The organism is Stenotrophomonas oahuensis, assembly GCF_031834595.1.
GTDB lineage: Bacteria > Pseudomonadota > Gammaproteobacteria > Xanthomonadales > Xanthomonadaceae > Stenotrophomonas > Stenotrophomonas oahuensis.
Genome location: NZ_CP115541.1, coordinates 276,746 through 302,567, shown reverse-complemented (window position 1 = coordinate 302,567; position 25,822 = coordinate 276,746). Strand labels below are relative to the sequence as shown.

The 25,822-nt window shown below is 65.8% G+C and carries 25 protein-coding genes and 1 tRNA gene; 17 read left to right on the top strand and 9 right to left on the bottom strand.

Going from position 1 to position 25,822, the window contains the following annotated elements; all coding sequences use genetic code 11:
• Positions 1–46 precede the first annotated feature (46 nt).
• From PDM29_RS01385 to PDM29_RS01355, 7 genes are all read left to right on the top strand, one after another.
• Entirely contained in the window at positions 47–1,228 is a 1,182-nt protein-coding gene (locus PDM29_RS01385; RefSeq protein ID WP_311192117.1) for a PrgH/EprH family type III secretion apparatus protein, read from the top strand.
• Between the two features lie 25 nt (positions 1,229–1,253).
• Positions 1,254–1,571 (top strand): EscF/YscF/HrpA family type III secretion system needle major subunit, encoded by a 318-nt coding sequence (locus PDM29_RS01380; RefSeq protein ID WP_311192116.1) that lies wholly within the window; start codon positions 1,254–1,256, stop codon positions 1,569–1,571.
• A gap of 73 nt (positions 1,572–1,644) precedes the next feature.
• Positions 1,645–1,935 (top strand): type III secretion system inner rod subunit SctI, encoded by a 291-nt coding sequence (sctI, locus tag PDM29_RS01375; RefSeq protein ID WP_311192115.1) that lies wholly within the window; start codon positions 1,645–1,647, stop codon positions 1,933–1,935.
• On the top strand, positions 1,932–2,756 hold the full coding sequence (gene sctJ / locus PDM29_RS01370) for a type III secretion system inner membrane ring lipoprotein SctJ (protein ID WP_311192114.1): 825 nt from the start codon (positions 1,932–1,934) through the stop codon (positions 2,754–2,756). The genes sctI and sctJ overlap by 4 nt, the downstream gene beginning before the upstream one ends.
• Positions 2,746–3,294 (top strand): hypothetical protein, encoded by a 549-nt coding sequence (locus tag PDM29_RS01365; protein ID WP_311192113.1) that lies wholly within the window; start codon positions 2,746–2,748, stop codon positions 3,292–3,294. The genes sctJ and PDM29_RS01365 overlap by 11 nt, the downstream gene beginning before the upstream one ends.
• Positions 3,278–3,967, top strand: coding sequence for a hypothetical protein (locus PDM29_RS01360; protein ID WP_311192112.1), 690 nt, complete (start codon positions 3,278–3,280; stop codon positions 3,965–3,967). Before PDM29_RS01365 ends, PDM29_RS01360 begins: the two co-directional genes overlap by 17 nt.
• Positions 3,967–4,272 carry a hypothetical protein gene (locus PDM29_RS01355; protein ID WP_311192111.1) on the top strand — a complete coding sequence of 102 codons (306 nt, stop codon included), beginning with the start codon at positions 3,967–3,969 and terminating at the stop codon, positions 4,270–4,272. Before PDM29_RS01360 ends, PDM29_RS01355 begins: the two co-directional genes overlap by 1 nt.
• A gap of 165 nt (positions 4,273–4,437) precedes the next feature.
• Here the strand turns inward: PDM29_RS01355 and PDM29_RS01350 are convergent, their stop codons facing one another.
• The 6 genes from PDM29_RS01350 to trxA form a co-directional block, all read right to left on the bottom strand.
• Positions 4,438–6,336 (bottom strand): DUF885 domain-containing protein, encoded by a 1,899-nt coding sequence (locus tag PDM29_RS01350; protein WP_311192110.1) that lies wholly within the window; start codon positions 6,334–6,336, stop codon positions 4,438–4,440.
• 110 nt (positions 6,337–6,446) lie between these two features.
• A complete protein-coding gene (locus tag PDM29_RS01345) occupies positions 6,447–7,124 on the bottom strand; it encodes a DUF502 domain-containing protein (protein ID WP_311192109.1) in 678 nt (225 codons plus the stop codon).
• A 111-nt stretch (positions 7,125–7,235) separates the two neighbouring features.
• A complete protein-coding gene (locus PDM29_RS01340) occupies positions 7,236–7,700 on the bottom strand; it encodes a DUF4442 domain-containing protein (RefSeq protein ID WP_311192108.1) in 465 nt (154 codons plus the stop codon).
• A 175-nt stretch (positions 7,701–7,875) separates the two neighbouring features.
• Positions 7,876–8,736 carry a hypothetical protein gene (locus PDM29_RS01335; RefSeq protein ID WP_311192107.1) on the bottom strand — a complete coding sequence of 287 codons (861 nt, stop codon included), beginning with the start codon at positions 8,734–8,736 and terminating at the stop codon, positions 7,876–7,878.
• A 268-nt stretch (positions 8,737–9,004) separates the two neighbouring features.
• The gene (locus PDM29_RS01330) at positions 9,005–10,642 is read right to left on the bottom strand and encodes a CHASE2 domain-containing protein (RefSeq protein ID WP_311192106.1); all 1,638 of its coding nucleotides are present in this window, start codon (positions 10,640–10,642) and stop codon (positions 9,005–9,007) included.
• A gap of 155 nt (positions 10,643–10,797) precedes the next feature.
• Positions 10,798–11,655 (bottom strand): thioredoxin, encoded by an 858-nt coding sequence (gene trxA / locus PDM29_RS01325; protein WP_311192105.1) that lies wholly within the window; start codon positions 11,653–11,655, stop codon positions 10,798–10,800.
• 125 nt (positions 11,656–11,780) lie between these two features.
• Between trxA and PDM29_RS01320 the strand changes: the two genes are divergently transcribed.
• The 8 genes from PDM29_RS01320 to PDM29_RS01285 all read left to right on the top strand — a co-directional run bounded on the left by PDM29_RS01320 (position 11,781) and on the right by PDM29_RS01285 (position 18,896).
• Positions 11,781–12,380, top strand: a complete 600-nt coding sequence (locus tag PDM29_RS01320; protein ID WP_311192104.1) for a DUF998 domain-containing protein — start codon at positions 11,781–11,783, stop codon at positions 12,378–12,380.
• A 280-nt stretch (positions 12,381–12,660) separates the two neighbouring features.
• Complete coding sequence (gene leuS, locus PDM29_RS01315) at positions 12,661–15,300, top strand: leucine--tRNA ligase (RefSeq protein WP_311192103.1); 2,640 nt, start codon at positions 12,661–12,663, stop codon at positions 15,298–15,300.
• A 125-nt stretch (positions 15,301–15,425) separates the two neighbouring features.
• On the top strand, positions 15,426–16,010 hold the full coding sequence (locus PDM29_RS01310) for an LPS-assembly lipoprotein LptE (protein WP_311192102.1): 585 nt from the start codon (positions 15,426–15,428) through the stop codon (positions 16,008–16,010).
• A gap of 22 nt (positions 16,011–16,032) precedes the next feature.
• Positions 16,033–17,070, top strand: a complete 1,038-nt coding sequence (gene holA / locus PDM29_RS01305) for a DNA polymerase III subunit delta (protein WP_311192101.1) — start codon at positions 16,033–16,035, stop codon at positions 17,068–17,070.
• Positions 17,070–17,735 (top strand): nicotinate-nucleotide adenylyltransferase, encoded by a 666-nt coding sequence (gene nadD, locus PDM29_RS01300; RefSeq protein ID WP_311192100.1) that lies wholly within the window; start codon positions 17,070–17,072, stop codon positions 17,733–17,735. The genes holA and nadD overlap by 1 nt, the downstream gene beginning before the upstream one ends.
• Before the next feature lie 57 nt (positions 17,736–17,792).
• On the top strand, positions 17,793–18,236 hold the full coding sequence (rsfS, locus tag PDM29_RS01295) for a ribosome silencing factor (protein WP_311192099.1): 444 nt from the start codon (positions 17,793–17,795) through the stop codon (positions 18,234–18,236).
• Between the two features lie 52 nt (positions 18,237–18,288).
• Positions 18,289–18,759 (top strand): 23S rRNA (pseudouridine(1915)-N(3))-methyltransferase RlmH, encoded by a 471-nt coding sequence (gene rlmH / locus PDM29_RS01290; RefSeq protein ID WP_311192098.1) that lies wholly within the window; start codon positions 18,289–18,291, stop codon positions 18,757–18,759.
• A gap of 60 nt (positions 18,760–18,819) precedes the next feature.
• Positions 18,820–18,896 (top strand) — tRNA-Asn (locus PDM29_RS01285).
• A 126-nt stretch (positions 18,897–19,022) separates the two neighbouring features.
• Here the strand turns inward: PDM29_RS01285 and PDM29_RS01280 are convergent.
• The 3 genes from PDM29_RS01280 to PDM29_RS01270 form a co-directional block, all read right to left on the bottom strand.
• On the bottom strand, positions 19,023–21,827 hold the full coding sequence (locus PDM29_RS01280) for a TonB-dependent receptor (RefSeq protein WP_311192097.1): 2,805 nt from the start codon (positions 21,825–21,827) through the stop codon (positions 19,023–19,025).
• Positions 21,828–22,038: 211 nt separating this feature from the next.
• A complete protein-coding gene (locus tag PDM29_RS01275) occupies positions 22,039–22,698 on the bottom strand; it encodes an energy transducer TonB (protein WP_311192096.1) in 660 nt (219 codons plus the stop codon).
• Between the two features lie 173 nt (positions 22,699–22,871).
• Positions 22,872–23,606 (bottom strand): SIMPL domain-containing protein, encoded by a 735-nt coding sequence (locus PDM29_RS01270; protein ID WP_311192095.1) that lies wholly within the window; start codon positions 23,604–23,606, stop codon positions 22,872–22,874.
• Between the two features lie 130 nt (positions 23,607–23,736).
• On the opposite strand from PDM29_RS01270, the gene PDM29_RS01265 reads away from it, so the two are divergent.
• Both PDM29_RS01265 and rng read left to right on the top strand, forming a co-directional pair.
• Positions 23,737–24,318: a Maf family nucleotide pyrophosphatase gene (locus PDM29_RS01265; RefSeq protein WP_311192094.1), complete on the top strand. Its 582-nt coding sequence runs from the start codon at positions 23,737–23,739 to the stop codon at positions 24,316–24,318.
• A complete protein-coding gene (rng, locus tag PDM29_RS01260; protein ID WP_311192093.1) occupies positions 24,311–25,798 on the top strand; it encodes a ribonuclease G in 1,488 nt (495 codons plus the stop codon). Before PDM29_RS01265 ends, rng begins: the two co-directional genes overlap by 8 nt.
• The last annotated feature ends 24 nt before the right edge of the window (positions 25,799–25,822 follow it).

Here is a 25,822-nt window from a genome sequence, read left to right as displayed (position 1 = left end):
GATGCGCTGCATTGGCTCCTCCCTTGACCCTGACTCCGGATTTCGCATGCCTCGTGTTCACAAGTTGAAACTGCTCTCTGGTCAGCTCGACGGCGTTGAATTCACGCTGCTGCCGGGCGATACCGTTTTCCACGTCGGCTCGGCGCGTACGTATCACGAGAGCAAGCTGGCCCCCACGTTGGCCAATGCCGACAACATCTTCTACATCCCCGGCGATCACCTGCCGGCCTCGTTCCGCATCCGCTGCGGCGACCTCGGGCTCAGCCTGGAAGTGCGTGAAGGCGACAACATCTGCTGGATGGCGCAGGAGCTGCCGATCAACGAGGTCGTTCATGTGGCCGGTCTGGCCATGGCGGTCCGGGCCGAGCATGAAGTGTGGTCCGAGGCGGTACTGAACCATCGTCTTCCGGTGCCATCGCCGTACGACGCCTTCGACGACGCGGTGCCAGTTGCGATGGTCAACCGCACCCCGCCGGCGATGTGGGCCATGCTGGTGCTGCTGGCGGCCTTGTTGAGCGCCACGGCATGGTGGCTGTATGACCGCCAGCGGCCGGCCACCCAGGTGCGCAATCTGGAACGCGTGCTGGCGCATTCGCCCTACGACTACAACGTGGTGCCGGACAAGCACGGCCGCATCCATGCCTTTGGCGACACCGCCGAAGCGATGTCCTGGGGCCAGCGCGCCAGCGAGCGTGCCGGCCGCCACCACGACATCTACCACGTGCGGCATCTGGAAATCGCCCGCATCGGCACCTTCCTCGACAGCGCTGGTGTGGAGTACGCGGTGATCCGCCTGCGCACGCCGGAAGTGCCGGAGGTGGTCATCACCTCGATTGGGCCGGAAGACGCTGAACGGCGCAAGCGCGTGGCGGCCATGCTCGCTCCGCACCTGCCTTACGCGAAACGCATTGATGTGCGCACCGTCACCGATGTGCAGCTGATCAATCTGGCCCGTAACGGCCTGCGTGCACGCGGCATCAGTACCCGCTTGGGTACCCAAGGAGCGCGCACCAGCATCACCAATGACAGCTTCCTGGACGACGCAGCCCTGCACAGCATGGCGCGTTACCGCGACGAGTACGTACAGGAATGGGGCGCACGCCGCGTGCATATCAATATCCGTTTGTGGGACGACCTGCTCAAGGGTCGCTCCTATCAGTACTCCGACGATCAGCTGCTCTCCGTTGGTGAGGGTCGTTGGGAGTTTTCGACCGCAGGCAGCAGATGACCTAACGACTCTTTGGAGATATGAAATGACTGTACCGACTACAAAGCCTGGGTTTAATGAACCCGAGATTCCTGAAGATCCGAATCGCTGGAAGGGCTGGCTGAGCGAGCACAGCCAGAATTTTGATGATGGTGTGAAACAACTTAAGAAAGAGTTGGATGCGGCCTTCAAGGCGATCTCCGGCGACAAGGAGACCGGCGAGGACGGTGACCCGACCAACCCGCAGCTGCTGGCGAACTACCAGACCAAGCTGTCGGAGTACACCACCTTCCGCTCGCTGCAGTCGAACTCGGCCAAGAGTCTGGCCGACATGCAGAAGCAGAACGCCCGAAACCTGGGCTGATGCACCCGGCAGGCCGGTGCCTTGCGCCCCGGCCTGTCGCTTCCACGCGCCAAAACCCGCAGGAGTCCCCACCATGCTGCAAGTTACCCAGATTGCTACCGCGATCGACGCGACCGAGGGCGCAGACGGTGCCGCCGTGTCGCTTTCCGACCGCATGACCCACGCCCTGGCCAACAGCTACGTCACCTCCGGTGAAGAGCTGGCCATGATCCAGGCCGCCAGCAACGACCCGTACACCGCCAGCAACCCGGCGCACCTGTTCGCGCTGCAGACCGCCCTGGCCGACTACACCAAGCGCATGACCGTGGCCGCTGGCCTGGCCAACCACATGAACAAGACCTTCGAGACGCTGCTCAAGTCATGAACACGCCGTTGTTTGCCGGCACTTTCCGCAGGGCGCGGTGGGTGCTGTTGGCAGTGTTGGCCGTGCTGGTATTGACCGGCTGTGCCCGCAAGCCCCTGTTGGAAGGTCTGGACGAGCGCCAGGCCAATGAAGTGATTGCCGTGCTGCTGCGCCATAACATCAGCGCGGAGAAGATGAATGTCGGCAAGGGCGGCTTTCAGGTGCAGGTGGCCGCGCGCGACCTGCCCGAATCCATTGAGCTGATGCAGCGCAACGACCTGCCGTCGGCTCCACGCAGCCAGGTGGCAACCTCGTTCCCCGCCGATTCGCTGGTCAGCACGCCGCTGGGCGAGCGCGCCCGGCTGATCTCCGCCGTTGAACAGCGGCTGGAAGAGTCGCTGCAGCTCATCGACGGGGTGCAGTCCACCCGAGTGCACCTGAACTACGACGCCAGCATCGGCGGTGAGAACCGACGTACCGACAAGCGTCGCATGCATGTGGCTGCCGTCGTTGCGCATGCACCGGGCGTGGACGAAGAGGTGCTGATGCAGTCAATCAAGCGTTTCCTGCGCAACACCTTTGATGGCATCGATTACGACAATGTCTCGGTCATCCTGACCGAGGTGGAAGGCCCGCGCACCCTGGCGGTGACCGCCGCCGCCGAACGCGGCATGTCGGGTCTGGTGCTTGGCCTGTTCGCGGTCCTGGGCGTGGCTGTGGTGTTGGGCGGCTGGGTGCTGGTACGTACCGTGCCTGCGGTAGCCGGCCGCGTGCGCAAGCTGTGGCAGCGCCTTCGTCAGCGTGCCCCGGCCCCGGTGAGGAGTCGCTGGCGTGGGGCCTGATCTGCTGCGACTGGTCTACGCCCCGGCCAGCTACTACCGGCCTTGGCGCAGCGTGTACGCCACAGCAACCCCGGCACAGCAGCGTTGGCTGAATGCCACGCTGATCCGTGACCGCCATCTACCGATGCCGTCGGCACGTGCCTCGGCGAACACGCCCCTGGCGCGCCGCATGATCGCCGTCTGGGACCGCGTGCCGGAGGTCGCCGTGTTGATTGGCGCTGCGCGGCTGCGCGACTGGGCGTCCATGCAGCGCGGTGGTGCCGCGTTGCCGCTGCACGTGCAGGCATTCATGCGTTCGGGCTATTCGCGCTACGACACGACGGAACGACCGGCACGGCTGCTGGAAGACGACCCCGACGCATTGCTGCGCTGGGGCGCGGCCGAAGTGCGTGCGCTGTCGCCGCTGTTGCCGGGCTGGCTGGCCCCTCGGCTGGCCTTGCCGCTGTACACCCCAAGTGGTGACACGCCACAGCGCGATGTGGTGCCCGACGTGGATCTTTTCTGGAGTGCGATGAGCTATGTTGAAAAGCTTTCCTGAGCAGGCCTTGAACTTTGCCGTGGGCGGCGTGATTGCACCTAGTGCGCTGGAGCAGGCCGCGCGCGCCGACCAGTTGCTGGCGGTGGCGCGTCGCCGTGCCGCGCAGACGCTCGATGGTGTTCCCGCGCAGGTGGCCGAGGCTACAACCCAAGCCCATCGCGACGGCTTCCACAAAGGCTACGCCGACGCACTGACCCAGGTGGTGCCGCTGCTGCAGGCCACCTTGGCCGACGCGCAGACGCTGCGTGAGCACGTGCTGGGGCAGGTGCGGGCGGTGATCACCGCCAGCCTGGCGGCCGAGTCGATCGATGCGCAACTGGTAGTGCAGCGCTGTGAGCAGGCCCTGGCCGGTGGCGAGACCGCACTGCAATTGCACGTGCCGGTGCAGATGGACGTACTGCGCAATGCATTGCAGGACGAACTGTCCCAGCGCGTGCCCGCATTGCCCTTGCAGGTGCTGGCCGGGCAGGGCGAATTGCCGGTGCTGAGCATCGGCCCGCTGGTCTACGAACTGGATGCCGCCGGGTCGATGAGCCGTGCGGTGGAAGCCAGTGTCGATGCCGAAGCGCTGGAGGCCGGTGCGCGTGAGCGTGCGGCGGCGTATCTGGCCGCATTGAATGCCCGATTGAAACCTTTGCCCTTCCCTAATGTAACGACTGGAGTACCCACGTAATGCTGGACAAACTGGGCGGCATGATGCCGTCTGCAATTCCTGAAACCACCTACGCCGACCCGACCTCGCTGGCTCAGCGCATGCGTGCGGCGATGGGGGAAGAGGGGCGGCGGCCGGACTTCGGTGACTTGGTGCCGGAGATCCAACCGATCGAGGAGTACCCGACGGTCAAGCCGGACCCGATTCCGATTGAGGAAATCATCGGCGACATGTGCCGGCGCTGGTTCGCAAACGACTTCATGCAGGCCATGCTGTTGGGCGACCCGGACGAGAAGCTGGGCGTGAAGCCGGATCCGTACGCCTGACCGTGTGCGCGTAATCGGACATCGCACGCGTCCGCTTTCGTAACGCCGGGCTCTGCCCGGCTTCCTTTCATCGGGTTCCGCCAATATCCGCTTCGTAGAGCCGGGCTTGCCCGGCTGCTTTTCATCGGATTCCGACCGCAGCCGGGCAAACCCGGCTCTACGGCATTACGGCGTGGCCGGCACCGCCATCCACCGCTTGATCTTCGCATCCAGAATATCCAGCGGCATCGACCCATCGCGCAGCACTTCCGCGTGGAACCGCCGAGGATCAAATCCCGCCCCCTGCGCACTCTGCACAGCATCCCGCAGCTCCAGCATCTTCAGCTCACCCAGCCCATTAGCCAGGGTCTGCCCAGGCAGCGCCATGAACCGCTCCACCTCGGCCGCGGCATCTTCCGCCGGCAGGTCCGCAGTCTTCACCAGATAGTCCACGGCTTGCTTCTTGCTCCAGCCCTGCGCATGCACGCCGGTCTCCGCCACCATGCGCGCACTGCGGGTCAACGCGGCCTGCAGGTACGCCACCTTGGCGTACGGGTCGTCGTACACACCCAGCGCATCCCCCAGCGATTCCGCATACAGCCCCCAGCCTTCCACGAACGCCACATCACCACCCAGGCGACGGAAGCGCGGCAGTTTGTCCAGTTCCTGCTGCAGCCCCAGCTGCACATGATGGCCCGGCACCGCTTCATGCAGATACTGCATCGGCGCTGCCCAGCTGCGTCGGCTCGGCAGGCCGCCGGTGTTGATATACAGCGTGCCGGGGCGCATGCCATCGGGTAGCGGCGGCTGGTAACTCACTGCAGCGGCGCTGCCGATACGGTCCGGCTCCACTGCGCGGATATCCAGCTTGGCCTTGGGCAGCGTGTCCAGCTGCGTCGGCAGGCGTGCCGCCACCTGCTGCTGCAGCTGGGTATAGCGGCCCAGCAGCGCCTGCGGGGTGGCGAACTGGAAGTCGCGGTCGCTGCGCATGTTGCGCAGCACTTTCTGCTGCGAACCGCGGATGCGGTTGTCTTTCAGCACTTTGCTGATCTGGTCCTGCAGGGCGGCCACGCGCTGCTCGCCCTGTTCGTGGATCTGCTGCGGCGTGAGGGAGCTCGCAGTGGTCTGCAAAATGGCCTGCGCATACCAGGCCTGGCCGTTGGGCAGCGCTGACAGTCCATCGCTGGTGCGGGTTGCCGGCAGATACTCGGTGGCGATGAAACCACGCAGCGCGCGGTAGGCCGGCATGATGCGCAGTTCGATCATGCGCTTGTATTCGGCGGTGATGCGGGCCTTGTCGGCTTCGGGGAGGTCGTCGGGCATGTTCCGTACCGGGGCCCAGAAGATGCTTTCCTCCGCGGTCGGCTTGATCACCGCATCCAGCTGCGGCAGCACCTTTTCCATCAGGTCGCGCGGCTGCACCACGCCGGCCTTCATGCCTTCGCGCATGTTGGCGATGGCCTGGTCGAACAGTGGCGGAATGCCCAGCGAGCGGCGCGACCAGGCGTCGTAGTCGGCGGCGGTATTGAAAGGTTGCGCCCCCGAGCCCGAGCCCAGGATGGCCATGATGCTGCCAAGGTTGTAGTACTGGCTGATCGGCATCTGCCACGACGGGTACTTTTCGGCCGCCAGCGACATCTGCGCGTCGCGCACGAAGATCTGGTAGCTCAGCAGGTCCTGGCCGGTCAGGCCTGCCGGACCGATCTTCTCGACCTTGCCCAGCCATTCGGTGGTGAAGTCGTGCGACTGCTGGCGCCAGGCGGCCGAGAGGATATTTGGCAGCTGATCGTTGTGGCTGCCGTCACCCTGGAAGGTGGCCTGCAGCGGGTTCAGCCGCATCGAGGCATCCCAGTATTCGTCGTAGACCCGGTTCAGCTGGTCGGCGGTGCTCAGCTGGCGCACCAGCGGCTTGCGTGCCGGCGCGGCCGGGCGTGCACGGGGTTTGGCCTTGGGTTTGGCGGCCGGACGCGTCTGCGCGGCGGCCGGGCGGTTGGCCTTCTTCTTGGCGGCTTCAGCCGGCGGCGCGGCGCTGAAGATCAGCGCGGCAGCGATGGCGAGCGCCAGAGCGCGGGCGGGGTGGGGCATGGAGCACTTCCGTAAATCCTATACAGATCCGGGAGCTTGCCTGATTCGACCGTGCGGAGCCACCCGCCGTTCAGCCGGTAGCGCACGACCGTTGGTCGTGCGGTCAGCCTTCAGCGATCCCCGGCCCGGGTAAACGGCACGCTCTCCGGGGCCACCGCCCCGCCGGAAATGATGAAGCTCATGGCCTGGTCCACGGTCCAGTCGGTGGGGGTCAGCAGCTCCACCGGCACGATTTCCAGGTAACCCGAGGTCGGGTTGGGGGTGGTCGGAACGTACACCGCCGCCAGCTCGCGGCCGCTGCCCTGTTCCTTGATCACCCGGGTGACCAGGCCGACCGACTTCATGTCCCGGTGCGGGAAGTCGATCAGCACCACGCGCTGGGTGGTGCCCGGCTCGGTCTGCAGCATGTCCAGCAGCTTCTTGGCGCTTTCATAGATGATGCTGGCCAGCGGAATGCGCTTTATCACCGCGCCGAACCAGCGCAGCAGGCGCTGCCCGATCACCCGGCGGCTGAGAACACCCACGCTCAGGATGACCAGCAGGGTTGCCCCCAGCCCGATCACGTTCTGCACCCATTCCACCTTCACCCAGCCGAGGTAGTGCGGGAACGAGCCGGCAATCTGTTCAGAGAACGGCACCACCAGCGGGCTGCTGATGCCGGACAGCAGCACGAACACGAATTTGACCACCACCCAGGTCAGCCAGATTGGCAGCAGGGTGAGCAGGCCGGTCAGGAACAGACGCTGCAGGGAGGGGCGCGGAACCAAGTGGGGGGCTTCGATCGACATCGGCGCATTGTATGCCGTTAGTTGACTGATGCGCTGTTGTCGCACCCGTAAAGCCACGCCCTGCGTGGCTTCGCGGTGCCGGACCCAACCGCAGCCACGCAGGGCGTGGCTCTACGTGGCGGACTTCCGTGCCTCTGGCTTCAACCGCAGATAAACCTGCTTGCGCACCCGCGCCACCACCTCACCCTGCGCATCCACCACATCATTGCTGAACCAATGCAGGTGCTTCTCCCCATCAGCCGTCTCCGCCCGCAGCCCGTCCAGCAGCGCATCATCCAACCGGAACTCCGCCACCACCGTACCCCGCCCGGGCTTCAGGAACTCAATCTCACCCGCCCGGTCCCAGACGTAGTAGTCCCGCCCCAGGTTCTGCATGACCGTAAGCATCCAGAACGGGTCCGTCATGGCGAACAGGCTGCCGCCGAAATGCGTGCCCACGTAGTTGCGGTTCCACGGCCGCATGCGCAGTTCCACGCGAACGTAGCGATAGTCATCGCTGACGTGGGTGACATGGATGCCGGCAAACAGGAATGGCGGCCACAGGTTGATGCCGTGGCGGAACAGGCTGGCCTTCATGGGGTAGGCGAGGGTAGGGGAGACCCGGAGAGCCTACCATTCGCTTGCGTATGGTTCAAAGGTTGGGCGTCCTGCGCGGGGCTGCAAGCCCCGTCCAGGAGGCGATGTCTTGTAGGGACGCGCCATGCGCGTCCCCGTGGACTGGGAAATCCTGGTTACTACCTGAGTGACGCGTTCAATCGAGGTAGCACTGGATGTCGTCGGTTGTTCGCTCACATCTGACGGACCGGGTCTTTCCGGGAACAACCTCCCCATGAACCGGGAGGGAAGCCCAGCCGGCCCGTTCTATGAACGCTGCCAAAGGCAATTCAGGGCGATTGTAGTGATGGTCAAATGTGAAGCGGCCCTCGGCTGGGGCGAAGTCATCTCGGCTGTTCTGAACGAAGTAACTCCCGCCTGCTTTGGCATCCAGGAAGTGCCAATGCCGTGTCGCGTGGTCAAAGTAAAAGTCCACGCGCATTCGACCTCCCCAGAGGAACTCTTCTCCCATGTGCATCGTGGCCAAAATAGGGGCGGGATTCTCGATCGAATGCGCGAACTTCAGCAATCGACCGCCTGAGGTAGTGGTATCGAGAAAAACAAGTTCTGGATGCTCAGTGAGGTAGCGATGTATGGTTTCACGCGCCTCGGCGTGATCCGGATGCAGGGCCGACAGGTGATGTCCCCATAGCATCCTCCCGATCTCTCTGCCGTGTTCCGTCCCTGGTGCGAGGAGCTTCACCTCGTCGAACCGGATGGTCATGCTGCTGGTCGTTACGTCGTACAAGGCAGCCATCCCTCTGAACTGCCTGTCCACCCAGCTCTCAGCTTTAAACGGGTTTGCGACCAGATTGCCTCCTGCCTGCGCAACCTCAAAGCCCATGATGCTGCGGCTGGCGTAGTCATACACATAATGCCGCCCAACCCCCTGCGCCAGCGCCACATCCTCCATCTCCGCCGGCGTGCAGTAGTAGCACTTGTAGGCAATGGGGTCGTCTCCGTTTGCCATCGCCTGCATGGGGAGCGCGGCCAGCATCATCCAGAACAGCTTTTTCATCGAATTGCTCCATGTGATCCGCTGTGTGCGGAGTGCGCAGTGGAGCAAAGCGTCTTGGGTGCGCGGTATCGGAATTGTCCTAAGTGGGGTGTGGTGGTGCTGGGGGCGGTGTGAGGTGGGGGTTCTTGATGGGGTGGCGCGGTTTTTTTCGGGTGGATGCGCGTCGTTAATGAGCCGATCGGGTGTTATCGGTCGTCGTCTTGCGACCGACGCTACCAACGGGAGATTCCTTGCAGCATTGGCATTCCGTGCATTGCACGGGACCGCGTCAGTAGTCGACGATGTCCGTTGCGTAGCCGTCGTTACCAGCGGCACGCGCGCGCTGCAGCGCTGCTTCTGCGCCCTGCATGATGGCCTTCGGGGTGCTGCTCGCGTCGGGGACACGTACGTACACGCCTACCGATACCGTTACCGGCGTGGTCTGTCCCAGTTGAATCGGAACGTTCAATCCACGCACCCGAGCAATCAGGTCTTCCACCACCTGCAGCGTGCCGTCGCCGTTGGTTTCCGGCAGCAGCAGCGCGAAACGGTTGGTGCCCAGCCGTGCGCTGATGTCGTGTGGGCGGCGTGCGTGTGCGGTCAGCTGTGACGCGATGGCGCGCAGGGCGGCGTTGCCGGCGTTCAGTCCGTGCAGGTCCACCAGTGCGTTGAAGTGGTCCAGCTCCACCAGCACCACGCTCAGCGGGCGTTGCAGGCGCTGGGCGGCACCGTGCTCCTCTTCGAGATGGTGATCGAAGCGGCGGCGCGTGCCCAGCTGGGTTACCGGGTCGATATGGATGAAGCGCCGCCAATGCAGCGCGCACCAGCCCAGCCACGCTGCCAGCACCGCGCCCATGCTCACGGCCAGGGCCATGGGCGCAAACCACACATAGCCCAGACGCAGCAGCAGGAAGCTGCCCAGCAGCACCGACGGTATCGCAATGAGCGCTGCAAGGCGTGCGCGTGGCAGGGTGAGCAGCAGGCCGAATAGAGCGGCCAGCACCCCGCTCAAGAACGTCTGTGCCCACACCGGCGTCAGCCGGATCACCTTGTTGTCCATCAGCATCGCAGCCACATTGGCCTGGTACTCGCTGCCGCTGAGTCCGCGCACCGGCGCACTGGGGGTGAGCAGCAGCGGTGCTTCGGCGGGCGTGGTCACGCCCACCATCACCAGGCGACCACGCAGCACGGTGCGGTCGACCCGGCCTTCCAGTACATCCACGTAGGACAGTTGCGGGAAGGTGCGCGCCGGGCCGGCAAAGCGCACCCGCACCAGATGGTTGCGCCGCCATTGCCAGGGCGAGGCATTGTCCGGGCCGGGATCCAGCCGCCCGGGCAGCAGCCCGCGGCGCGCTGCCAGTGCCGCACCCAGTGCAGGCCAGTGCGGTGAACCGACGCCGGCGGTGAGGTACAGGCTGCGGCTGATCCCGTCCGGGTCGACCTCGACATCGCTGTGCCCCAGCGTGGTCGCGTTGGCGGCGATCATCGGGATGGGCAGCAGTTCCTCGGAAACGCCAGGCCGCTGGGTCGGCAGGGCGACCACCGGCAGGACCACCTGCCCGTGGCGGCGGATCGCGGCGGACAGCTCGGCGTCCTGGCTGGCATCGGGGTCAGGGTCGGACAGCAGCAGGTCCATTGCCACACGGGTGCTGCCGGCCTCGGTCAGGCGATCCAGCAACTGCGCATGGGTGGCGCGCGGCCAGGGCAACGGGCCCAGCTTTTTCACGCTGGCCGCGTCGATGGCAATGATCAGCAGGCGCGGATCGGGCGCGTAGCTCCAGTGGCCGACCCAGCGGTCGTACAGGGCTTCATCCGGTTTCCACAGCACCTGGCCGTGGCTGAGTGCGGCGGCCAGCAGGCCTACCAGCACCGCCAGGGCGATGCGCCGGGACCACGACAACGGGTGCGGCAGTCGACGTGAACTCACAATCATCTGAGCCCTGATGCACGGGGCCTGGTTCGCGACCCCCATGGTCTGAACCGCACCTCCCCCCGGTGGATCGGGGTGGCTGGGCACCCCGCGCCGGCATTATGACCCGGTTGCCGGGCGGGGAAGGGGGCTGACGCCGTTTCCGGCCCGGTTCAGAACAGCAGTGCGGCCATCCGGCGGCGGTAGTTGCCGACCAGGGCCGGGTCGTCGATCACCCTGAAGGCATCCACCAGCAGCTTGCGCGGCAGGCCGTCGCTGAAATTGCGGTCGCGTTCGAGCAGAGCGATGAACTGCTCCAGCGCGGCTTCATCCTGGCCGCCCAGCAACAGCTGCACGCCGCGCAGGTGGCGGGCCTGCAGGTCGTCGCCATTGGCTGCAATGCGTGCGTCCAGCGCGTCGGGCGACGGCGCATCCTGCAGGGCGCTGGCGAAATCCAGGCGGGCACGGGCACGCACGGCGCGTTCGTCGGTGGACAGATTGGCTGGCAGGGCGTCGATCAGGGCGCGGGCTTCGGTGGTGCCGCCGGTCTGCAGCAGGGCCAGCGCCAGGTCCAGCTTCAGTGCTTCGTTGTCTGGTTCGGCGGCGATGCTGGCGCGCAGCACGTCTACCTGGGCCTGCGGATCCAGCGGTTCGGGTTCGGCCGCGGCCTCATCGGCGGCCTCGGCCGGGGTGATGCCGTGCTGGGTCAGGAATTCGCGCAGCTGGCCTTCCGGCAATGCGCCGGGGAAGCCGTCGACCAGCTGGCCGCCCTTGACCAGGAACACGGTCGGCACCGAGCGGATCTGGAAGGCAGCGGCAATCTGCTGCTCCTTGTCCACGTCCACCTTGGCCAGCTGGAAGGCCCCGTTGTACTCCGCGGCCAGCTTTTCGAGTATCGGTCCCAGCGTCTTGCAGGGCTCGCACCAGGTCGCCCAGAAGTCGACCAGCACGGGGGTCTGCAGCGACTTCTGCAGAACCTCGGCCTCGAAGGTGGCGGTGGTGGCTTCAAAGACGTGGGTCACTTCGCTCATGGCAGGCAGTTCAACCGGTAAAGATGTCTCCAGTTTATGGTGACGCGAATGGCCCGGCGCAACCCCGGCCGTTGCCGTCACGCCCGGCTATAGGCGTGCGCGCCCGGGTGGCAGACAATGGGCGCATGCAGACACTTCAACGTTATGACCCCTGGCTGGGCGCAGTAGGCGCGGCCCTGTTCATTCTGGCCGTGATCGGCTTCGGTGCCGCACTGCCGGGCTACCTGCCGCTGGGCCATCCGGTGGCGTTGCTGGGTGCGCTGGGCGTACCGCATGCGCTGGCCTTCAATGTGCTGGGCTTCGTGCTGCCGGGGCTGATTGCCGTGGTGGTGGCGCTGCGCCTGCTGGCGCGGGTGCCGCGCACGGCACCGTGGTCGCTGCGGGTGGGCGGGCAGATGCTGCTGTTGTCCGGGCTGGCGTTTGCCGCCATGGGATTGCTGCCGCTGGACGCCAGCGATATTGAAAGCCGGGCCAGCCAGTACCACGCCAGCGCGTGGATGGTGTGGGTGCTGGCGTTCGTGCCAGGGGCGGTGCTGTCGGGCTTGGGCGAGCGCGGGTTGTCCGGCGGGCGGCGGTTGGCGCTGGTGCATCTGGCGGCCGGCGTGGTTACCGGGCTGGGTGCGCTGGTGCTGCAGATGGTGATGCCGGCCCCGCTGGCGCAGCGGCTGGCGTTTGTGGCCTGGGCCGTGTGGTTGGCGGTGGTGCTGCCAGTGGCGCGGCGGTAACGCCGGGCAAGCCCGGCTGTTCGAGCGATTGGGCCGTTCGGGCGATCCGGATGTAGAGCCGGGCTTGCCCGGCTGCCGTTGGCGTTGCGCGAAAAGCAGCCGGGCAAGCCCGGCTCTACGGGTTTGCGCGCTTCTCAAAGGGGGTGCCGGGGCGCGTTCTTCACAAATCCTTGATATATCAACAGCATGACGGCCCGGCCTGTGTCGTTTCCGGCACCGATTGGAGCGCTTTGCCGCACTGCGGTACCCTGTGCCGCTTTGCCGCCGCACACGCGTTTCCATGACCAGCGTCGAACCCAACGTTTACGACCCGCAGCAGGTTGAATCCGCCGCCCAGAAGTTCTGGGACGCCACCCGCGCCTTCGAGGTGAACGAGTCTTCGGACAAGCCGAAGTACTACTGCCTCTCGATGCTGCCGTACCCGTCCGGTGCGCTGCACATGGGCCACGTGCGCAACTACACGATTGGTGACGTGATCAGCCGCTACAAGCGCATGACCGGTCACAACGTACTGCAGCCGATGGGCTGGGATGCGTTCGGTCTGCCGGCTGAAAACGCGGCGATCAAGAACAAGACCGCGCCGGCCAAGTGGACCTACGCCAACATCGAGCACATGCGTGGCCAGTTCAAGGCCATGGGCTATGCGATCGACTGGTCGCGCGAGTTCGCGACCTGCACGCCGGACTACTACGTGCACGAACAGCGCATGTTCACCCGGCTGATGCGCAAGGGCCTGGCCTACCGCCGCAACGCGGTGGTGAACTGGGACCCGATCGACCAGACCGTGCTGGCCAACGAGCAGGTCATCGACGGCCGCGGCTGGCGCTCCGGCGCGCTGGTGGAAAAGCGCGAGATTCCGCAGTGGTTCCTGCGCATTACCGATTACGCCCAGGAGCTGCTGGACGGCCTGGACGACCTGCCGGGCTGGCCGGACTCGGTCAAGACCATGCAGCGCAACTGGATCGGCCGCTCCGAAGGGCTGGAAATCCAGTTCGACGTGCGTGATGTCGACGGCAGCGCGCTGGATCCGCTGCGCGTGTTCACCACCCGTCCGGACACCGTGATGGGCGTGACCTTTGTTTCCATTGCCGGCGAACACCCGCTGGCGCTGCACGCAGCCAAGTCGAATCCGGCCCTGGCCGCGCTGCTGGCGGAAATGAAGCAGGGCGGCGTGTCCGAAGCCGAACTGGAAACCCAGGAAAAGCGCGGCATGGACACCGGCCTGTGCGCGGTGCACCCGGTCACTGGCGACACCGTGCCGGTGTGGGTCGCCAACTTCGTGCTGATGGGCTACGGCACCGGTGCGGTCATGGCCGTACCCGGCCACGACCAGCGCGACAACGAATTCGCCAACAAGTACAACCTGCCGATCCGCCAGGTCATTGCGCTGAAGAGCCCGCGCAAGGACGAGGGTGAATACGACGGCAGCCGCTGGCAGGACTGGTACGGCGACAAGAGCCGCGAGACCGAACTGGTCAATTCGGCCGAGTTCGACGGCCTGGACTTCCAGGGTGCGTTTGAAGCACTGGCCGAGCGTTTCGAGCGCAAGGGCCAGGGCCAGCGCCGCGTGAACTACCGCCTGCGCGACTGGGGCGTGAGCCGCCAGCGTTACTGGGGCTGCCCGATTCCGGTGATCTACTGCCCGAAGTGCGGTGCACTGCCGGTGCCGGAAGAACAGCTGCCGGTGGTCCTGCCGGAAGACGTCAACTTCGTCGGTACCGGTTCGCCGATCAAGGCCGATCCGGAATGGCGCAAGACCACCTGCCCGGACTGCGGCGGCGCGGCCGAGCGCGAGACCGACACCTTCGACACCTTCATGGAGTCGAGCTGGTACTACGCGCGCTACACCTCGCCGGGTGCCCGTGATGCGGTGGACAAGCGCGGCAATTACTGGCTGCCGGTTGACCAGTACATCGGCGGCATCGAACACGCGATCCTGCACCTGATGTATTTCCGTTTCTTCCACAAGCTGCTGCGTGATGCGCGCATGGTGGACAGCAACGAACCGGCGCAGAACCTGCTGTGCCAGGGCATGGTCATCGCGGACACCTATTTCCGCCAGAACGAGGACGGTTCCAAAGACTGGATCAATCCGGCCGACGTCGATGTGCAGCGCGATGAGCGCGGCCGCATCATCGGTGCCACCCTGATCGCCGACGGCCAGCCAGTGCAGATTGGCGGCACCGAGAAGATGTCCAAGTCGAAGAACAACGGCGTGGACCCGCAGGCCATGGTGAGCAAGTACGGTGCCGACACCGTGCGTCTGTTCTCGATGTTCGCGGCACCGCCGGAACAGTCGCTGGAGTGGAACGAAGCCGGCGTGGACGGCATGGCGCGCTTCCTGCGCCGCCTGTGGACGCAGGTCCACAAGCACGCCGCCGACGGTGCCGTGCCGGCACTGGACGTGGCCGCGCTCAACGCCGAGCAGAAGGCGCTGCGCCGCAAGACCCATGAAACCATCGGCAAGGTCAGCGACGACTATGGCCGCCGCCACAGCTTCAACACCGCCATTGCGGCGGTGATGGAACTGATGAACGCGCTGGCCAAGTTCGACGACAGCTCCGAACAGGGCAGGGCGGTGCGTCAGGAAGCCCTGCAGGCCACCGTGCTGCTGCTCAACCCGATCACCCCGCATGCCAGCCATGCGCTGTGGCAGGTGCTGGGCAAGGGCGAGTCGCTGCTGGAAGACCAGCGCTTCCCGCAGGCCGATGAGGCCGCGCTGGTGCGCGACGCGGTCACCCTGGCGGTGCAGGTCAACGGCAAGCTGCGTGGCACCATCGAGGTGGCGGCCGATGCGCCGCGTGACCAGATCGAGGCACTGGGCGTGGCCGAGCCGAACGCCGCCAAGTTCCTGGAAGGGCTGACAGTGCGCAAGATCATCATCGTGCCGGGCAAGATCGTGAACATCGTGGCGGGGTGATCCCGCCGCGCCGCCGGGCATCGCCCGGCGGCGATTCCGCATCAACCGTTGTTCACGCGGATTCGGGCATCTTGGGTGGTGAATTCCCTGTTGCCGGCATCGACCGGCTCAATCAGACTGTATCCATGACTCGACTCCTGCTTGCCGTTCTGCTCACCCTGACCCTGGCCGGGTGCGGTTTCCATCTGCGCAACAAGCTGATGCTGCCGGCCGACACCGCCGCAGTGCGGGTGGTCTCCACCGCGCCGTACAGCGAACTGGCCAAGCTGCTGCGCCGCGGTCTGCTGGCATCGGGTGCGGAACTGGCCGATGAGGACAGCAAGGGGCCGGCGGCCCAGCTGCAGGTGCTTTCCGAGCGCTGGGGCGACCTGCCCATTGCCATCGACGCCCAGGGCCGTGCCCAGGAATACAGCCTGCGTTATGCGGTGATCTTCGTGTTCCGCCGCGAGGACGGCAGCGACCTGGTGCCGCAGCAGGTGATCGAACTGTCGCGCGACTACGTGTCGCCGCCGACCGACGCTACCGGCACCACCACCGAACGCGAGATCCTGGCCGACGAACTGCGCCGCGAAATGTCCGCGTCGATCATGCGTCGCATCGACAGCGTGGTGCGCAAGGAACTGGAGCGCGGGCGCGCGCCCAGCCCGACCGCGCCGGCGACGGTACCGGCGGCACCGGCCAGCGCGGTCATTCCGCCGCAGGGTTCCTGAGCCAGCTTCGGCTCTGCTCCGCATGGAACTGCGCCCGGAACAACTTGCCAGCCAGCCGGCCAGCCAGCCGCTGGCCCCGGTCTATCTGATTGCCGGCCCGGAAACCCTGCGCGTGCTGGAAGCGGCCGATGCGATCCGCGCCCGGGCCCGCGCTGACGGGGTCAACGAACGCGAAGTGTTCGATGCCGACGGCCGTGACTTCGACTGGAACCAGCTCGACGGCACGTTCAACGCGCCAAGCCTGTTCAGCGCACGCCGCCTGGTGGAAGTGCGCCTGCCCAGCGGCAAGCCGGGCAAGGAAGGCAGTGAAGTGATCAGCCAGTTCTGCGCCAACCCCGCGCCGGACGTGATTCTGCTGATCACCTGCAATGAATGGAGCAAGGCCCACCAGACCAAGTGGACCGAGGCGGTCAGCCGCGTCGGTGTGCTGTCGGTGGCCTGGGCGATCAAGCCACATGAGCTGCCCGAGTGGATCGAGCGCCGCCTGCGCCAGAAAGGCCTGCGCGCCGATCCGGCCGCGGTGCAGCGCCTGGCCGAGCGGGTCGAAGGCAATCTGCTGGCCGCCGCCCAGGAGATCGACAAGCTGGCGCTGCTGGCCGAAGGCCAGAGCCTGGATGTGAACACGATGGAATCGCTGGTGGCCGACGCCGCCCGCTACGACGTGTTCCGCCTGCTGGAAGCCACTTTCTCCGGCCAGCCGGCGGCGGTGCTGCGCATGCTGGCCGGCCTGCGCGGTGAAGGCGAGGCCGTGGCCGCGCTGATGCCGATGGTGATCCGTGAAATGTTGTCCACTGCCGGTCTCGCCCGCGTGCAGGCACGGGGCGGCAATCTCGCTGCGGAAATGAAGAGCCGCGGCATCTGGGAGGCCCGCCAGGCACCGTTCAAGCGCGCGCTGCAGCGCCATCCTGAGCCCAAGCGCTGGGAGCGGTTCGTGGCCGAAGCCGGGCTGGTCGACCGCATGGCCAAGGGCCGTGCCGACGGCGACCCGTGGCTGGGGCTGGAGCGGTTGCTGGTGGCGGTGGCCGAGGCCCGTGCGGTGCGTCTGCTGGCCCGCGCCTGATGCCGCTGCGCATCCTCTACGGTGGCACCTTCGACCCCGTGCACTTGGGCCATCTGGCCATCGCGCGCGCCGCGCGCGATCAGCTGCAAGTCGCTGTGCGCCTGCTGCCGGCGGCTGACCCGCCGCACCGCGCCCCGCCGGGGGCCAATGCGGAACAGCGTGCCCGCATGCTGGAACTGGCCATCGGTGATGAGCCGGGGCTGCTGGTGGACCGGCGCGAGATCGATCGCGCGCAGCAGCACCCGGGGGTGCCGTCGTATACCGTGGACACCCTGCGTGAGCTGCGCGCTGAACTGGGGCCGCTGCAGCCGATGGCGTGGCTGGTCGGCGCGGACAGTCTGCGCAGCCTGAACCAGTGGCATGAATGGAAGGACCTGTTCGGGCTGTGCCATTTCATCGTGGCCGAACGCATGGGCAGCCCGATGCAGGCGGGGCTGGCTCCGGACCTGGCGGTGGCGTTGCATGGCCGCTATGTCAACGACGAGCGACCGCTGTTTTCCACGCCGGGCGGCCGCATCCTGCGTCTTCGGGCACCGCTGCGTGGCGAATCCGCCACTGCCGTGCGCGAGCAGATCGCCCAGCGCCGCCCATGGCGCAACCTGCTGCCTGAACCCGTCGCCGACTACATCGCCGACCACGGGCTGTACGGTGCCAGTGGGGCGTGAATACGTTCAGGCCCAAGGCCCCGTATAATCGCGCCAACACTTTTTGAGTTTCCTGCTTTGAGCGACCAGACCCAGCCTCAGACCATCAAGGTCGAACTGCCCCATCCCGCACCGTCCACCCAGCAGCTGCTGGAATGCGTACGCGCGGCGACCGAAGAGCTGAAGGCCAAGGATATCGTTGAGATCAACGTTATCGGCAAGTCCAGCGTCGCCGATTACATGGTGATCGCCTCGGGCACCTCCAGCCGCCACGTCAAGTCGATTGCCGACGAAGTGGTCAAGTTCGCCAAGCAGGCCGGCAACATGCCGCTGGGCGTGGAAGGCGAGCGCGAGGCCGAGTGGGTGCTGGTCGACCTGGGCGATGTCATTGTTCACGTGATGCTGCCGCGCGTGCGTGAGTTCTATGCGCTGGAACGTCTGTGGACGGTCGGCGACCAGCCGCCGAGCCTGCTCGACGAAGACGGCCACGACGACGAGCAAGACAGCTACACCGCACGCTAAGGGTCATCGTTCGACGGTAGTGCCGGCCGCTGGCCGGCAACCCATACACACCATGAAAGCACGATTGATCGCCACCGGTGAACGCGCCCCGTCCTGGGTCGCGCAGGGCTTCGCCGAGTACCAGAAGCGACTCTCGCACTGGCTGCCATTTGAGCTGGTGGAAATCGAACCGGGGCTGCGCGGCAAAGGCCGCGACCCGCGTCGCGCCACCGAGGACGAAGGCAAGCGGGTGATTGCCGCGCTGCCCAAGAACGCGTACGTGGTAGCGCTGGATGTTCCGGGCCGCCAGCTCAGTTCAGAGCAGCTCGCGCAGCGCCTGGAACACTGGCGGAGCCAGGGCCGCGATCTGGCATTCCTGATCGGTGGCCCGGAAGGGCATTCGCCGGAGGTATCTGCGCTGGCCGATGAAAAATGGTCGATCGGTCCGCTGACCCTGCCGCACATGCTGGTGCGGCTGGTGGTGGCCGAGCAGCTGTATCGTGCGGCGGCGATGCTCGCCAATCATCCGTATCACCGCGCCTGACAGCATGGGCGCGTCACAGGGGTTACATCCTGTGAAAATCCCGGTTACAATGCGCACCCCGCCCGAATAGCTCAGCCGGTTAGAGCACTTGACTGTTAATCAGGGGGTCGTTGGTTCGAGTCCAACTTCGGGCGCCAAGTTTCAGAGCCTCGCAGCGATGCGAGGCTTTTTTTTGTCCGCGCAGCCACGCAGGGCGTGGCGCTACGGGCAGCAAAATGCCCGGGGCATGCCCGGGCATTCTGCTTAGGTCACTAATTGATCGATCAATTGAACGTGTACTTCGCCCCCACCGTGAAGTAGCGGCCAATCGCGCCGCTGAAATGCAGCGGGTTGTAGTTGACGCCACCGTAGGTGGTCGGGTCGAGCGGGGCGATACGATCAAACACGTTCTGCACCGATGCGTTGAGTTCAAACGCGTCGTTGATGTTCCAACGACCGGACAGGTCGAAGGTGGTGAACGAGGAGATCTTCTCCACCGGCGAGCCGTCGGCATAGAAGGCGAGGTAGTCGCCACCGCGGTGGTCCTTGTTCTCCAGGCTGGAGATGTAGTTGACCACGCCGCTCACGCTCCACGGTCCCTGCTTCCAGGTGGTGCCGAAGTTGACCCGGTCTTCCGGCGTGCCGATGCAGTTGGTCACGTCGCAGTTGCCGTGCGTGCCCACGTAATCCACCGTTTCACCGCCTTCGGTGCGCTCGAACTTGAGCACGTGGCTCCACTGCAGGTCCATCTCCAGCTGGCCCGGGCCGATGTCGAAGGTCTGGCGGATATCAGTATCGATACCCCGCACCCGCGACGAGTTGGCGTTCACGTAGGCGGTGTTGACCGCCAGGATGCTGCCGGTACCCGGGACGCCGTTGATCAGGTCGGTGTCGCGCAGCACGTCGCCGTCGGCGATCGCCTGGGCGGTGCTGCCCTGGGCGATTTCGTTGGTGCGCTTGATCTGCCAGGCATCCACCGTCAGCGAGGTGCTCGAGGTCGGCTGCAGCACGATGCCCACCGAGTAGCTCTTGGACTCTTCCGGCTTCAGGTCCGGGTTCGGGCTGGTGATGATCGCCACCGGGCGTGCGCCGCAATTGGTGGTGGTCGGGTCCGCGGCGCAGCGCACCGGGTCGCGTGCGGTCGAGAACGCCGCCAGGCCGCCGTCGCCGTTTTCCGCCGGGTTCGGTGCGCGGAAGCCTTCGGCATAGGTGGCACGCAGTGCGATCCAGTCCACCGGCGTCCACTTCACGCCCAGTTTCGGCGTGGCTTTGCCTTCACCGCTCTCGTACTTGTCGTAGCGGACTGCGCCGGTGAGTTCGAGCTGCTCCAGCACCGGTGCGGACAGTTCCACGTAGCCGGCGTATACGTTCTGGGTGCCGTCGTAGGCAGAGTAGCCCAGACCGATGATGTCACCCTCGTCCGTGTAGGTCTGCGGGGTCAGGCTGTTGCTGGTCTTGCGCCATTCGGTACCCAGTGCCAGGCCCAGCGGGCCGCCCTGCAGGTCGGCCAGGCTGCGCGACACGGTAAAGTCGAACATGTCCAGGCTGGACTTGGCGCGTGCGCTGATGGTCGGCGAGATGTAGTCATACAGCGCCTGCGAGTTCAGCCCGGCATCGTCGCCGATGCGCCACACACCACCGGGGCAGGCCGGGTTGCCCAGCGCGCACTGCACGGCGCTGTAACGCAGGAAGCCGGTACGCACGTTGGTCAGGTCGGTGCCCGAATGCAGGTAAGCGGTGTCGTAGCTCCACTCACCCCAGTTGCCCTTGACGCCCACCAGGAAGCGGTTGAACTCGTTGGTGTTCTCGGTCACGCGCGGGCCCACGTCCCAGGCCGAATAGCGCAGGCGCGATTCCTGGCCCGGAATCGGGTTGTCCGGATGGGTCGGGGACAGCACCACCGCACCGTCACCGCTGCTGGCATTCTGCGGACCGCGCGGGTAGCCCCAACTGCCGGACACGCCAGACGGCGTGTTGCTGAAGGTGGTTTCCTTCTTCGAGTAGCCGATTTCGGTGTAGATCTCGCCGCCCTCGCCGAACGCGAAGCTGGCGCGGCCGAACACGTTGACGTATTCCTCCTTGGGGCTCAGGTCACGATACAGCTGTGCTGGATTCCACAAGCAGCCGTCCTCGGCGATGGAGGCGTCAGTCTGGCCGGGAATCGTGGTGAGGCCCTGACAGCCAGGCAGCGGCACCAGCGTGGCTGGATCCAGTGCGTCGTTGAACACCGAGCCGTTCGGGCTGGCACCGCCACTGGTACCGCCATTGAGGAACGCACCGCCGATGAACTGCGAATCGGCGGCGGAAATGCCCCAGCGACGGAGGTCGCCGGTGCCGATCCACTTGCGGTTCTTGCGGTCGCTGATCTTGATTGCGTCGGTCTTGCCAACGTCCAGGCTCATGAAGGCGTTCCAGCCATCTTCGATCAGGTTGCCGGTACCGATGGTGAGGGTGGCTTTCTTGGCGTCGCCGTCACCGTCTTCGGACATGCCGTAGGAGCCACGCAGGATGCCGCCTTCAAAATCGCTGCGCAGGATGATGTTGACCACGCCGGCAATCGCGTCCGAACCGTAGATCGCGGATGCGCCGTCCTTCAGCACTTCAACGCGATCCACCGCGTCCAGCGGGATGGTGCTCAGGTCGGTGAACACTTTCTGGCCGTCATCGGCCAGGCCGTAGGTCGCCATGCGACGACCGTTCAGCAGTACCAGGGTGGACCCGGCACCCAGGCCGCGCAGCGAGATGCCCGCGCCGCCGCCGGCAAAGCCGTTGCCGAATGTCTTGGGAATGGAGCCTGCGCCGTCGGAGGTCAGCGTCTGCAGGTATTCGGCCACGGTGGTCTTGCCGGTGCGGTCGATTTCCTGGCGCGTCACCACCTGCACGGGCGAGGGGGTTTCGGTGTTGGTACGGGGGATGTTGGAGCCGGTGACCGTGATGCGGTCAAGGTTGGTGGCCTGATCCTGGGCCATGGCCGTCGACGACGCCAAGGCACCGCTCAGGAGGAGCAGGCCGCTGGTAAGCGCGACGGATACGGAGTAAGCCAGATTGTTGCGGCGGCCGAGGGTGGGCCGTTGGATCGGGTGTTTCACAGCTTCTCTCCTGACTGGGAAAACCATCGAAGTCGGTGGATCGCACTGGGTTCAGTGGCGACCGCGCAAATCTATGTTTCCTGCAGGTGACGCAGCCGTGAAAAATTGCTTAATTGGCGACGCTTTCTCATGCGTGTCACAAAGCCGGGACGCGCTGCTTGCGCGTCCCGGCCACTACCTTGTACGAACACGCGCTGCGTGTCTCATTTGTTCAATCCGGCAGCGAGAACGTCACTGGCACCAGGCCCTCGGCCGCGACCGTCTGTCCGTTCATCTGGGCCGGTACGAAGCGCCAGTGACGCAGTATCTGCTGGCGTGCGGCGTTGTCCAACGCCCGCGACCCGCTGCTGCGCTCGATCATCACGCTGGAGGCCTTGCCGTCTGGCTCAACCCGCACCCGCAGCACGACCGTGCCCTGTTCGTTGCCGCGGATGGCGGCGATGGGGTAGGTCGGTGGCGGCGCGGTGCGGTATTGCAGTTGCACGCCGGTCGGCATGGCCGGTGCCGGATCGGCGGGAGCCAGGGTCGGGGCCTGGGTATCCGCGGCGGGCAGTGGCGGTACCGCCAGTGAGTCGCTGGCAACGGCGGTGGGTGGCGGCAACGGGGCTACACGCGGCACCGGGGTGGAGGTTGCCGGGGTGATCGGCTTGGGCTCTTCCTTGCGGATGATGACCGGCGGTGGCGGCGGTTCGGGTATCGCTTCGAAGAAGGTCACCGGCGTGCGTTCGCGCGGCAACGGGGCGGCCACATAGGTGGCGGGGATCAACAGCAGCAGGAAGGCCAGCGCGTGCACCGCGATGGCGGTACTCCAGCCGAGCACGCGTGAAGCTTCAATCTGCAGGGGTACAACGCGGGGATGGGTCCGGACCATGCTCGACTCTCCTTGCCAGGTGTGCGGGAACATCAACGTTGCGGCGCGGCCACGCGGGGCCGCGCAATGACAGGAATACTGGAGTGGCGCGCCCGCCGGAAGGCAGGGGTGGGTATAGCGTTTGGCTGCCAGTCATTCTTTCCGGTAGCAGCGGACCGTTGGTCCGCTGACCCTTACCGGCCCAGGTCGAACACCACGTCCAGGTTCACTGACACGCTCGACTCGCCCGGCGACACCGGCGTCGAGATGTCAGCGGCCATCGGGGCGGCGGCCGCGCGCATCATCACCGGGCGGAAATTGCCGCCTCCGCTTTCCGAGATGCTCACAATCCGGCGGACACGCAGACCCAGCGCCTTGGCATAGGTCTCGGCGCGCGCCTGGGCTTTCTTCAGTGCGGCCAGGCGGGCTTCGTCATACACCGGCTCGGGCTGGTCGATCTCGAACTGCGGGCCGTTGATCTGGTTTGCGCCCTGTGCGGCCAGGGCATCCAGTACCTTGCCGAGCTTGGCGATGTCACGCACCTTCAGGCTGACCGTGTTGCTGGCCTGGTAGCCGGTGATCTTCGGGGCCTCGTTTTCGGCGTAGCGGTACTGCGGGCTCAGGTTGACCCCGCTGGTCTGCACGTCGCGCTCGGCAATGCCGGCGGTCTTGATCGCGGCCAGCACCTTGGTCATCTGTTCGGCGTTCTGGCGCATCGCGGTGTTGCCATCGGTGGCCTGGGTGACCACGCCGGCCGACAGGGTGGCCACGTCGGGTACGCGCTTGGCTTCGGCGTTGGCCGACACGTTGAGCAGGGTGCCGTCGATAGGGGCGGCAATGGCCGGGGCGGTCTGGGCGTGGGCGGTCATGGTGGCTCCCAGGGCAAGGGACAGGGCGAGCAGCAGCGGGGACAGGGTCAAGCGGCGCATGAACATCTCCTTGTGAAGGCGTTGAGGTTGGTGTCGGGGCGATGAACGCGTGGTGAGGCTGAGCGGGGTTGATGCGGATTCTGTCCGGTTGTGCGCGATTCAGACAGCGGCCGCAGGTTATCCTTCCGCGATGCTTTATCTTGCCTCCCGTTCGCCTCGACGAACCGAATTGTTGTCCCGACTGGACCGGCCCTTCCGCGCGCTGGATCTGGACGTGCCTGAAGTCCGTGCCCCCGGGGAAACCGCCCTGGACTATGTGCAGCGCGTGGCCGCCGACAAGGCCAGGGCCGGTCTGGCCCTGGTCGGTGCCGACCCCGATGCCGTGGTGCTGGGCTCGGACACCGAAGTGATCCTGGAAGGGGAGGTGTTCGGCAAACCGGTCGACGCTGCCGATGCCGCCGCCATGCTGCGCCGGTTGTCCGGCCACACCCACCAGGTCGCCACCGCGGTTGCCGTGGTCGCCGCCGACCGCCAGCAGAGCGTGCTGGTGGTGTCCGAGGTCACCTTCATGGACTGGAGCGACGTCGCCATTGCCAGTTACGTGGCCAGTGGCGAGCCGATGGGCAAGGCCGGGGCCTACGCCATCCAGGGTGGGGCCGAGCGTTACATCCGCCATCTGGCGGGAAGCTATTCGGGTGTGATGGGATTGCCCCTGCAGCAGACCGAACAATTGTTGTTGGCGTTCGAACCGAAGGGAGTCGCCCATGTCTGAGGAAATCCTGGTCAACGTCACTCCGCGCGAAACCCGCGTGGCGGTCATCGAAAACGGCATGCTGCAGGAACTGCACATCGAGCGCGGCTGGCGTCGCGGAGTGGTGGGCAACATCTACAAGGGCAAGGTGCAGCGGGTGATGCCCGGCATGCAGGCCGCCTTCGTCGAGGTCGGGCTGGAGCGCGCGGCGTTCCTGCACGCCAATGACGTAGTGCGCCCCGCGCCGGTGGCCAGCGGCGACACCGAGGGCACCACGTTGCCACCGCCATCCTCGGTGCCGATCGTGGAACTGCTGCGCGACGGCCAGGACATCGTGGTTCAGGTGGTGAAAGACCCGATCGGCACCAAGGGCGCGCGCCTGACCACCCAGATCAGCATTCCCTCGCGCTACATGGTGCTGCTGCCGCAGTCGAAGGTGGTGGGGGTGTCGGCGCGGATCGAGGACGAGGCCGAACGTGCGCGTTTGAAAACCCTGGTGACCGAACTGTCGGCCCAGCACGGGGGCTACGGCTACATCGTGCGCACCAATGCCGAAGGTCAGCCGGCCGAGGCCATCGCCGAAGACATCGCCTACCTGTCGCGGGTCTGGAACGTGGTCGAGCGGCGCGGGCGCGAAGCGGCACCTTGCAGCGTGATCTATGAGGACCTGAGCCTGCCGTTGCGTTCGGTCCGAGACCTGATCCGCAAGGACGTGGACAAGGTGAAGGTGGATTCCAAGGAAACCTTCGCCCAGCTGCAGGCCTTCGTGGCCAAGTACATGCCGGTGCTGGCCGAGAAGCTGGAGCTGTACAGCGGCGACCGCCCGATCTTCGACATGTTCGGGGTGGAGGACGAAATCGGGCGCGCGCTGGACAAGCAGGTCCCGCTCAAGTCCGGTGGTTATCTGGTCATCGACCAGACCGAAGCGATGACCACCATCGACGTCAACACCGGGTCGTTCCTGGGCCAGCGCAACCTGGAAGAAACGGTGTTCCGCACCAACCTGGAAGCGGCGCAGGCGGTGGCGCGCCAGCTGCGGCTGCGCAACCTGGGCGGCATCATCATCATCGACTTCATCGACATGGATGACGCCGAGCACCGCCGTCAGGTGCTGCGCACCCTGGAAAAGGCGCTGGCGCGTGATCACGCCAAGACCACGGTGTACGACTTCTCGCCGCTGGGTCTGGTTGAAATGACCCGCAAGCGCACCGTGGAGAGCCTGGAACGGCAGCTCTCGGAAACCTGCCCGCAGTGCAGCGGTCGCGGCAGCATCAAGACAACCGAAACCGTCACCTACGAGATCTTCCGCGAGATCACCCGCGCGGTGCGCCAGTTCGACGCGGCGCGACTGCTGGTGATCGCCTCCACCAAGGTGGTGGCACGCATCACCGACGAGGAATCTGCGGCAGTGGCCGAGCTGGAGGAATTCCTCGGCAAGTCGATCCGGTTCCAGGCCGACGAGCAGTACCTGCAGGAGCAGTTCGATGTCGTGCTGCTCTGATCTTCACGCACTGGCACGCCGTGG